The following is a 10,452-nucleotide window of genomic DNA, read 5'->3' as shown; positions in this document are numbered from 1 at the left end:
CAAGTTTTTTGAGGAAAAATTCGACCGTAGGACGATAAAAACAACGCGATGATGGTCCAGTCTACCGAAAAAAATGCGCTTATACGTAGTCGGGGGCGTTTAGGCTACCGAGAGCACGGATTCAGGTTTTATATAACGATTATTATTGCAATAATTTGCAGTTTTGTAATCAGCAAGCCAGTAAATGCGGATGGGAACCTTGAAAAGATAGGTTTTTGTGTTGGTGTTTTCGGTTACGCTATGAATTCTTTTGCATTAGCTAATCAAGTTGGTGGTGTTAATATTATGTCTTTGCAATACGGAAGGGCATACGCGACATATGCAGCAATTACTTTAAAAAATAATAATAAAAATATTGAAATCGCAAATTCGATAAATCAAGAAATTTCGTTGCATGCTCACAATGCTAAACAATACCTAGATAAAAACCCAAGCAGAACAGCAAATGAATCTAACTCATGCATAGATTATGTTAGCCCAATATTTGAGAAGTTATCATTGAGTGGATTTAAGCTCGATGATAATTACAGTGAATCGTTAATTGAATTTTCATCTGCTTTAGCTAAGAAAGTTAGAAATAATCTTGGCTACCAATGAAAATTGCTAAATCTTTTAAACCGTTAAGGGATAATTTATGAAGGTAATGCTTTTGATTTTACTTTTTTTTCCGTTTCAATGTTATAGCTGGTCTCTCGTTGACAAATTTCAATATAACAATTATAGAAGCTGCGTTGACCACAAAATTAAAGATGTTGATAGAACAAAAACTGATATGAATGCAGCGCGTAGAGCATTCGAAGATGATTGTAAAAAGGCATTTTGCACTACAACAACCGAAGTATCAGAGGGTGAACTTAGTGAGTGTATAGCAAATAATATTGCTTCATGTGAAAGAGCTAAGGATAAGGTTAAACGCTTGTCTTTGGAAATGGCAAAAATAGCAAGAGAAGAACAAGCGGAGCGGGAAAGAGAAGAAGAAAGATCAAAAATAGAAAATCAGAATAGGCCTAAATATAATTCAAATCCCTATTATTATATTGATAAGTATATCAACTCACCTGTTCCAAAATTTGATTATAAGCCGCCTGCAGATAGAAGAGATTATTCTAATGAATTGAATCAAGCAAAGTCTATAGTTAGCATATATTGTGATGAGAGTTTCATTCACTCATGCAAAAAAACAAAATATAAAGACAAGACATGTCGGTAATTTGCGATTATACAGCTGCCCCAGTTTTGCATTATTGGACGACGGCTTCGGAGAAGTCCGAATGACTCCTCACAATCTGCCGCTGCCATACATTTCAATATTTGAATGTTGCAAAATGGCCGTTCAGTGAAGTCGCCAACGGCGGCTTTGTAGTCCTCCAGCCCCAGAATCTGGATTTGCCTGACTGGCCGGATTAGAGAAATGCGACTGACCGCAACGGGTCGAGTCGAGCCAAAGGGGACTCATGGTTGCTTGCCGAAAAGCTGCCATTCGCCGAACTTAGGAATGAAAAATTTCGCAGGCATGCTTATCGCACGGATTTGGCCGATTTCGTATGCTTACGCACGATTAACTTTTAAAAGTTTTCATCACAAGGTGTTCAATGACAGGCTTTGGCCTGAAAACTTAAAATCTTCAAACCCGCCGGTATTTGGCAATGGTTGCAAGGAAGCGAGATGGAAAAAATTATTGACTTACTTTTTAGTCAGATTTGGAGGCTGAGTTGATCGAGTGTTTGGCCGACATTTTAGATTTTTCATGATTGAACTGGCTGCGTTTCAATCAAACCGCGATATAGCGCATCCAATAATTCGAGATTTTCCTGGAATTGCTCAGGTGTACTCATCATATTTTCTGCCAACCGGTAAATTTTCTGATCGCCGGTTTCATGGGCCAGAATGTCCTTGATCAATTGCTTGCTACGGGGCGTTAAGATTTTGGCTATTTCCCGGCCCAATACTCTGGCTCCGACGTGCCTGTAGTCGATCTCTTCTTTTATAAGGTCATCATGTTTTTCCCACAATAGCGATTGATGATCTGCATCGAGAAAGTTGCGCAAAATAAAGGCGATATCCAAAGCATCTTTTAATGCCTGTGGATAACGCTCACTCCAGGCGATGATTTTTAATGCCATCAAACCAACCGGTGTCACCACATTAACGTCCAATGGTGGGTTTTCCCTGAAACGAATCACTTGGGTGTTGTTATAGGCTTCCTGAAACCCCGTCACAGTCATTTTTATATCGTATTCCGGCGGCCAGAGGATGCTGCCGTTTGCTTCAATATCCCCAAAGGGAACGATATCAATCGGGATTTCGCCACGGTAGCGCAACCGCTGAATCATCTTGTCACTGACCATTTCTCCGGTTTCAATCAACTGAGTTTTGAGCTGTTCAAAATCTTGCCAGGTTGCCACTTGTACCGCTAAGTCGATGTCTCTAGTCGCTCGAGGGGCTTTGATGCCATGCAGATGTTCAAAGATAATATCTCTGGCCGTAGCGCCAATGATGAAAAACGGCAAGTTGTTTTGTTGGGCAACATCAGCGATTAAAGTGTAGATGGCTAGAATCGGTTCGTTAATCTTCCCGGAAATGTTCTGCAAGTTCGCGCTCATATAAAATTTGTGCGGTTTCAATGTTTCGTGGGTCACCACTAGCGATCAGGTCGGCGTAAACGAGTATCGGGTTGACGATATCCGCTTGATTGAATTCACTTTCCACATCCCAAAAAGTCTTTAGGATTTCAATATCGCCGTCAGGGTCCTTACGAAGTCTGTTTGTCATTTTAAATTGGGTTGCCCTTTCTTCTATGACGTAAAGCGTAATGATTTGAGGTTTTAAATAATGAGTTAGTCTATCAGCGGCTACTTCAGCCCCCCAGTAGGCTTGCATATTCTGCAGATCGGCGGTTTGCCACCAATTCGGGTCTGTTGCACGATATCTTCCGGTTTCAAGTTTGGGTCGAAGTTGTTCCGGATAGGCAATAAGCCAGCGCTCCAATAGCGTTTTGCGGTTTTTTAAACGACGGCCGCGAGAGCCCATGTCGACGATAAAACCCAACTTGGTCAAATCTCTGAAAACCAAGGCAACGGTACCTAATGCTGCCGTAGTCGTTTGCGCCATCTCACGATAAGGGGCATTGACCAATTTTGGCTGACATAATAATGCATAGACGATTTTTAAGCCGACAGGGGTAAAAGCCCTATTGGTCGGTGGTGCTTTTTGAGTCTCAGAAGGCTTATTACCTTTTAGATAGACATAGACAGGCGGCGCTTTGATATAGGTATTACCGGCGGTATCAATAAACCAGATATCCATTCCCCTCAGACGCTCCGCCATCAGTGGATTGATATAGTGAGCAACCAGTAACCCATGTTCATTCATCTGAGTGAATTGATGTTTAAGTGCGGGAATGACACTATTGGTGACTGACCTTTTCATATCAATTGCGACCGGCAAACGGCTCGTACCGGTTTCTATAAAGCCGGTTGTATCAATGTCGTTTTTATTTATCTCGACAGTGAAGCCCGTGTTCTGTTTGAGTTTTTCAATGGCTGTATCGAATATCTCGATTTCTGGTGTGTTCACGGTGAGGTGACCTGTTAGGCAATGTCGTGTTCATTATTTTAGCCTGTTCATTAATATTGCACAGACTAAAATAATGAACACATGTATGGATAGGCGCGAAAAAGAAACTTTCATACGACATACAGGAGGGGTTGAAACGGATTTACAATCTGGTGATAACGAATGAGACGGACGATTTTAGTGTGCGCAAAATGTGCTTTTTTCAATTGCACATTCTCATAAAATCAGGCTTTGCAAGGCTCACAATGACTTAATTGGCAGAATGTAAGGCATTGTTTTATATAATAAATGTTAAAAATATTTCGGTCTTTTAATGCGATGGTCGTGCGTTCGAATCGCACACGACCCACCATCAAATCGATATAAAAATCAACCAGTTAGCTTTGATCTGGCGACTGGTTTTTTTATGTCCGCTCTCTTCCAAATTACCCAGTGGGTAAATCATGATGCTAAACGCAACATGGTCACCCCTTCCACAGTGGTCAGCTTCTCAACAGCACTTACCAACTCACCCACTTCCGCAGGTGAATAGTGAATGGTGATATCACCGTCTATGTGATGCATCAATGCTTTCCGCGTTTCCAATGGCACACCTGCTAAACGCAAGCGCCTTGCAAATGTATGCCTTAAGTTATGTGGACCAGATAAAACATCATCGCCGACAGGAAGTCCTGACCTGATCCATGCATTTTTCCACGCGGTATTATGCATCCGGCCCACCGGCTTTCCCCTAAACCCAAAAACATGCGTATCCAATTTTCCACGCCTGCCTTCAATGATATTTCTGGCAATACTATTGAGCACTAGCATGCAGGAGGTCTCGTTTTTAGTAAATTCGCCAGGCACCAGAAAAATCGACGACTGAATTTCTGGTATCCGAACCTCCCATTCCCATCGCAATTCGGCCACTACATGCTCTCTGGCGCCGGTATGAATTGCAAACAACGCCATTTCTGATAGATGTCCAGGCAACTCCTGAAAAAAACGGTGCTGCTCATCTATGGAAAGCGGATATGGCTTTGCCGCATCTTTCCAGTCAGGCATTCGAAATAAAGGCGCTGTTGATAGCCAAGGTTGATTGTCTAAATCACGCCAAACCCGAGACGCCAGTGTCAAAATGCGTCTGACGACTGCAAGTTCTCGTGCAATGGTATTGCTTTTAATGCCTTGAGTTTTACGATGCTCAATGTAGGGTTGTATTGACCCTTGGTGGACTTGATCGACTCGCAAATGACCAATCCAAGGATCAAGATTCGCCAAACATTGTGCATCTCGATCAATGCTCGATTTTGTTTCCTCCGATAAATATTTGGTTGCCGCTTCACGGAATAGCTTTTGCTCGGGTGTTGATGCAACAACTTTTGCCTGTGCTACTGCCCTGTGGTATTCCGCCTCTGCTTCGATTTGCGAGCTCGCTGTAAAGCGGTGGCGAACTCTTCCGATCCCGTCGATCCGTTTGTCGACGGAACCTTTCCCTGTTTTCTTGTCCCAGTACAACCCTGGGAGTTTGTTTCTTGCCATAATGGTTGCTCCTTAACCCTCACGTTGCGGGTTTTATATTCATCTAAAGCGTGATCCAGGTCAAGTCGATCAAAGCCAATACCTTGGTTTCCCATTTGAATTTCGGGAAGATTGGGACGAATCTCACGATCAAACAAGGTTCGCCCCATACCAGAGTAATACTGTGCTTCTGGCAGCCTTAAGATTCTTGGTGGGTAATTATTCGTCATGTTTTAAATTCCGCCAATCAGGCAAAAATAGGCTGTAACTTCCTGGATTCTTACTGCCAACTTGAAAATTAAAAAACCGCCATGCACCTGCTCAATCTCATTTTTTCAAACGTGCCTTGCAAACCCCACACCGCTCAATATGATTCATCCGGGCGCGCAGCAAATTCCAGCAATTACAAACAGGACATCGAGTCAGTTCAATTGTGTTGGCTAATAGTTCTTCAATAATCACACTGGTTTCGGAGAAATCCAGTTTGCTGGCCGGGTGCATTTTCTTAAAAGCATCAAAAGCATTGATGACTTGGTAAATACTGCGTTGGTCGATGATGAACTGAGCCTGTCTATAACAAGCAGCAAAGGCTGCAGCCTCTTTATATTGTTGGTTAGAGCGGGTGAGCGCGTGAATGGATTGTTTATTATCACCGGAACGCGCAGAAAACCCATGATATTGACGATAAGCTTTTCGCAACCATTTAATTGAAATGGCTGTTTCTTGATGAATCGTGCCAATACGGGCTTTGCGTTTGATGAGTTCAAGGGCCAGTGTTTGTTGCTTGTAGTTATCTAACATGACCACTCCATCTAACCCGCAGTGAAAGCCAACAACAAATCAACCAGATCATGGTGACGCTGTCTGAATCCCTGAATAAATTGCGACGTAAAGCGTGGTGCAAAACATAAACAGCCAGATCGAGCCAGGGCTTGCATCTCGTCCATGGACAAATTCGCAATAGCCAATCGCAACGCTTCATCGGCAATCCCCATGATTAAATGCGTTTGTAGAGCATTTTCTCGGGCTGTGGTGCGCACCTTTACCAGCCACGCCAGATTCAGATCATAGAGCTCTTGATCAACGGTCTCCTGATTCTGGCTCATCAATCTATCTACAAATTCATCCACTTTGGTCAAGGCATCTTGCATGATTGCTTCTACAGCCGGGCTCATATTGACTACCTGCAACTTGCATTTGAGGAAGTCAGCTCCAAACTCGTTCACTAGCGTGAGGATGGCTTCCTGAAAAAATCCTTTAGAGATGGATTCGACCCCTTCAAAATCCAGTGTCAGGCACTCGTTGAGCAAAAAACATTCTCTCGCTCGTTTTACCAGCTGCTTACCATGACAGGTCTGGGGTGTTTTCAGTTTGGTGAGGTGCTTGATGACGACATACATAACAATCTCCTTGTCGGTGGTTAAGTCGTCGACAACCGTGCATCCCGAGCTTGATCGACTTGCCTGCCAAGACAAGCCACCTTGTAGCGACGTATGTTTTTTTCAGCCCAAACCTCACAAATTGGGCAGCGTTGGTAAAATTTTGGCACTGTGTTCAGTACGATATGCCGGGATTGACAGGTTTCGCATAAAACGAGCCGACTTTCCCGGCTATTTAATTGTTGAATAAGATGCCAAGCACGGTTAATAACCAATAAGTTACCGCGATCAGCGCTAACGCCCAAACCATTGAGATTATTGGCTCGCCGAAATACTTCGCTATACAACGCGTACGCAGCCAAGAATCGCCTAGCGTTGATAGAATTCTGACCGTGGAGTTGAGAGATATCCGCAAAAATGCCCAGAAAAGTCGAAGCATGCAGCGCATTCAGTGATGAACGGGCAATCCAATAAGAATCGTACGGCAACATGCCTGATTTTGATGGGCTGTGATGGGCGTCCTTGTGCAGACGAATCGCCACCTTCCGACCGATGCCACAGAGATGCTGAACGACTGGTGGCCTTGCCCCTAACCGAATGAGTTTGTTCGCCATGGCCAAGGTTTCCAAAAATTCCGGCAAAGTTATTTCGCTGGGTATCCGATACATTCAGACATCCTCCGCGTTATCAAGCTCGGACATCAGCAATGCGCTATGCACGGACGGTGCCATATGCTGTGGAGTCTTTAGCGGTAATAAACGAATGATGGCCCGACTGTTACCCGCCAATGCCCGCATCTTTTCCACTGTCAATGTTTCCATGACACTGAGCTGTTTCTGATTCAGACCAAAACGCCAGGCGGCTTCCAGCGCGTTGCTACGGACAGATTCACGAGCCAGCATCAGATATTCAAAATTGAGTTGCGATAGATCTTCTTCCAGTGTCGACATTACTTGTCTTCCCGTGTTCGGCAAATTCGTTAGGCGTTATGCTAGGCCCACACACTGGAAAAATCTCACACGGAAAGTGGTCTGATTTGGGGTACTTTCCTCGCAAGACTTTGCGGGGCGTTGACTGGGAGACGGTGAAAAAACAGGATAAAACGGAAGATGCTGGCAATAATTGTGAAGCAATTAACAAAAATGCATCATAATGGAAAAATGCGCCACCGTCTGAAGGACGGGGCGCTGTTATCACATTTTTTCTTGAAATAGCCTATTGGACCAATCTCCACGTCCTGTGAGGTGTTGGTCTGCCTTGATTGCCCAAAAGCAAGCTCACAACAAGCCATGCTCAGCGAATGAATACACGGTTTCGCCGACGATGAAGTGATCAAGTACGCGAACGTCTATCAAGGCCAAGGCTTCTTTAAGTTTTGCTGTAATCACGCGATCGGCCTGACTGGGCTCGCTAATCCCTGATGGGTGATTATGGGCCATGATTAGAGCCGAGGAATTATAGTGCAACGAGGCCTTGACGACTTCGCGCGGATATACGCTAGCGCCATCAATCGTACCCCGGAACAATTCATCGCAAGCGATGACGCGGTGTTGATTGTCCAAGAACAGACACACAAATACTTCGTGCTCATACGGCGCCAATTTTAATTTGATGCAGTCCTTCGCTTTGTCAGGACTGGTCAAGGCTTCGCCTCGACTGAAGTTGCGGTTGTAGATCTGAATGGCCTCTAAGATGACATCCTGTTCATCGGCCATACGGTAACGATTATTGGTTCCTCGAATGTATAACATGGGCTTTCTCCCGTAATCTTAAAAACTGGAGAAAGCCGTCCCTTTCCGGGGTGGACTTTCTCCGGAAGGGTTGTCAAAAATGTTCAAAGCGTCGTCAGCGATGCCTGCAGACGTTGACCGTCGGCAGAGAAAATTTCGCTAAAGACGCTTAAGCGACGCCATTAATGCGTCAGTTGTTTTGGAATATGTGCTTGTTAAGTTGTCGTTCGCCAGAAAGCTAGCCAAAAGGCACGCGCTAAGACAGCCGCGGCCATCGGCCCGATTGGGTTTCGACTACATTTCCGCAACGGTGACGACATCGCCACTATTGCCAAGCACGATTTGAAAGGTCCGGGAAAACAAGGCCGGACAACTGCCAAATTTCGGCAGCAGTCGTTGCAATGCATCCGCCGGTTTGTCAGTCGTGTTGGCCACCACGAAGTTATGAAAATCCCATTCATCGGCTTCCTTGGCGGACTCCATGAAGGTATCCCATTCGTCGTAGTAGGACGATGCCTGGCAAACCACCAATCCGAATGTCTCCCGACTGGGTACGATGAAGCGATCCTGGTCCTCGTCATAGACGGCATCGTTATCGATGTCGACAGACTCGCCATTCAGGGTTAACCGGTACTGTTCACAAAATACCGCCTGACCACTTACCCATTGCCCCGCAAAATAAGCGCGGTGCGATTCATTGACTATGTCCAAAGTGACTTCCGGCCCATTCAAATCGACCAGGTACGAACATAGCCAATGCCCGGCATCCAGCCCCGGTCGAAATATTCGATAATCCCGGCGCCAAGCGAACATCCAGCGTAGCGCACCGACCTCATCGAGATCATCGAGGTCGGCAACTTTGACAAGGCCGTTTTCCACATCGCTTCGACTGACCGGTTGCGAAACCACTGCCAAATTGACGCTGCTGCAACCTTCCTTGATCGGATAATCCTGAATGATGGCCAATACCTGTTTCGGCAATAACGGCACGTCATTCAGTAAATCCAGGCAGCGGTAAGTTTTCAAGGTGTCGTAGCCAAGCACAAATGCCTCAGTCGACAACTCGGTCTTGATCGCTTCCAGTCGTTGCCTGGCTTCCCGTTGCAGAACGTTCTTAACCTCAGCAATCACCTGTGCTTCATCGATCAATTTATCCCGGTCGGGCAACCGAGCGAAAAACCGGCTTGAATCCAAGTGGATGACATGACCGGGGTCTCGTTCGTGGTGACTGTGATAGACCGGTAAGCCTTGCAGATACAGATGAAAATACTCCGACTGTCGTAACCAGTCTTCGCCCTGGGATAAGCCATACAAATACAGATCACCCAGTTCGGTCTCGATGAACGGTAATGTTGAGTTGACCGATCGCGGCCGATCCAGGCTGGCACCGTTAAAACGTACTTCAATCGGAAATCCCCGCGCCAAGCGACGCAACTGGGATTCAATTTGATCCGCTTCCGGTTTGAACTGGGTCAGCGTCAAACGCGTGATGCCTTGCCAGTCTGCGGATTCGATCACAATCGGTTGGAAGGCCAATAGCTCAGCCGTATCCACCGAAAATCGACCGCCTTTGCTGTCGACGCTGATAGCATCGCAGGCAAAAATGGCCGACAAAAATCCCAGGCCAAACGGATGTTCCCGTTCGATGACCTCAACATCCCAGCCGGACTCGGCCACGGTCAGTAACGTTTTCAAACAGGCGATGCCGCAGCCATCGTCAAACACCGTCAAGGTTCGAGCGTCTTCCGAATACTCGAAGCTGATGAACCTGGCGCCGGCGCGGCGGGCATTCTGCATCAGTTCGCCCAGTACCGTGGTGGACTGGGTAAAGCTGAAACGCAGGTTGTTAATCAATTTTTCGGGGTTTACCGATAATTGTGTGGTTTTCATGTGAGTTCCTCAAATTAAAAAGCCCCGAGGAAACGACACTGTCCAACCCCGACGGGGAGAACGGATCATCTCCCCGAGGCGGGTAGTAATGGCTAGCCCAGTGGTTAAGTTAAAGACCTGTATAACACCGGATTACGATGCCAAAGCCAGGTCGGTAGAAGATGGTAATGAGCCCGTCCATTCCAGCAAGCTGGATTGTTCGTTTTCCAATACCGCATCGGGATCGATACCCCGGCTGGCCAACACGCTGCTCATGGCTTGGGTTAGCAGGCCATGGCCTTTTTCCCGTTCCGATTCACCGCCGTATTTGATCGCCCAAAAGGGATCGAAATGGACATGCCGGCTACTGCGTGGACACTGCTTGTTCACTTCGGTGT

11 protein-coding genes and 1 pseudogene are annotated in these 10,452 nt (G+C 46.0%); 2 read left to right on the top strand and 10 right to left on the bottom strand.

Features of this window, described 5'->3' with window-relative positions:
• Positions 1–48 precede the first annotated feature (48 nt).
• Both M0R33_RS24005 and M0R33_RS24000 read left to right on the top strand, forming a co-directional pair.
• Complete coding sequence (locus M0R33_RS24005; protein WP_292574490.1) at positions 49–597, top strand: hypothetical protein; 549 nt, start codon at positions 49–51, stop codon at positions 595–597.
• A gap of 37 nt (positions 598–634) precedes the next feature.
• Positions 635–1,210, top strand: a complete 576-nt coding sequence (locus tag M0R33_RS24000) for a hypothetical protein (RefSeq protein ID WP_292574489.1) — start codon at positions 635–637, stop codon at positions 1,208–1,210.
• A 535-nt stretch (positions 1,211–1,745) separates the two neighbouring features.
• On the opposite strand, the gene M0R33_RS23995 is transcribed toward M0R33_RS24000, so the two are convergent.
• The 10 genes and pseudogenes from M0R33_RS23995 to M0R33_RS23950 all read right to left on the bottom strand — a co-directional run.
• The gene (locus M0R33_RS23995; protein ID WP_292574488.1) at positions 1,746–2,603 is read right to left on the bottom strand and encodes a nucleotidyl transferase AbiEii/AbiGii toxin family protein; all 858 of its coding nucleotides are present in this window, start codon (positions 2,601–2,603) and stop codon (positions 1,746–1,748) included.
• The gene (locus tag M0R33_RS23990) at positions 2,566–3,576 is read right to left on the bottom strand and encodes a type IV toxin-antitoxin system AbiEi family antitoxin (protein ID WP_292574487.1); all 1,011 of its coding nucleotides are present in this window, start codon (positions 3,574–3,576) and stop codon (positions 2,566–2,568) included. The genes M0R33_RS23995 and M0R33_RS23990 overlap by 38 nt, the downstream gene beginning before the upstream one ends.
• 441 nt (positions 3,577–4,017) lie before the next feature.
• A complete protein-coding gene (locus tag M0R33_RS23985) occupies positions 4,018–5,097 on the bottom strand; it encodes a tyrosine-type recombinase/integrase (RefSeq protein ID WP_292574486.1) in 1,080 nt (359 codons plus the stop codon).
• Between the two features lie 306 nt (positions 5,098–5,403).
• The gene (locus M0R33_RS23980; protein WP_292574485.1) at positions 5,404–5,877 is read right to left on the bottom strand and encodes a FlhC family transcriptional regulator; all 474 of its coding nucleotides are present in this window, start codon (positions 5,875–5,877) and stop codon (positions 5,404–5,406) included.
• Positions 5,878–5,888: 11 nt separating this feature from the next.
• Positions 5,889–6,476: an STAS-like domain-containing protein gene (locus tag M0R33_RS23975; protein WP_292574484.1), complete on the bottom strand. Its 588-nt coding sequence runs from the start codon at positions 6,474–6,476 to the stop codon at positions 5,889–5,891.
• Positions 6,477–6,496: 20 nt separating this feature from the next.
• Positions 6,497–7,123 (bottom strand): FlhC family transcriptional regulator, encoded by a 627-nt coding sequence (locus M0R33_RS23970; protein ID WP_292574483.1) that lies wholly within the window; start codon positions 7,121–7,123, stop codon positions 6,497–6,499.
• Positions 7,124–7,405 (bottom strand): flagellar transcriptional regulator FlhD, encoded by a 282-nt coding sequence (locus tag M0R33_RS23965; RefSeq protein ID WP_292574482.1) that lies wholly within the window; start codon positions 7,403–7,405, stop codon positions 7,124–7,126. It abuts the gene before it with no gap.
• A gap of 327 nt (positions 7,406–7,732) precedes the next feature.
• A complete protein-coding gene (gene radC / locus M0R33_RS23960) occupies positions 7,733–8,206 on the bottom strand; it encodes a DNA repair protein RadC (RefSeq protein WP_292574481.1) in 474 nt (157 codons plus the stop codon).
• A 273-nt stretch (positions 8,207–8,479) separates the two neighbouring features.
• Positions 8,480–10,075 (bottom strand): ATP-binding protein, encoded by a 1,596-nt coding sequence (locus tag M0R33_RS23955; RefSeq protein WP_292574480.1) that lies wholly within the window; start codon positions 10,073–10,075, stop codon positions 8,480–8,482.
• Positions 10,076–10,207: 132 nt separating this feature from the next.
• A pseudogene (locus tag M0R33_RS23950) lies at positions 10,208–10,452 on the bottom strand (hypothetical protein); the annotation flags it as partial.

It is taken from the genome of Methylomonas sp. (assembly GCF_023228165.1).
GTDB lineage: Bacteria > Pseudomonadota > Gammaproteobacteria > Methylococcales > Methylomonadaceae > Methylomonas.
Note: the sequence above shows the minus strand (reverse complement) of the source record. Positions and strands in the feature narration are given on the sequence as shown.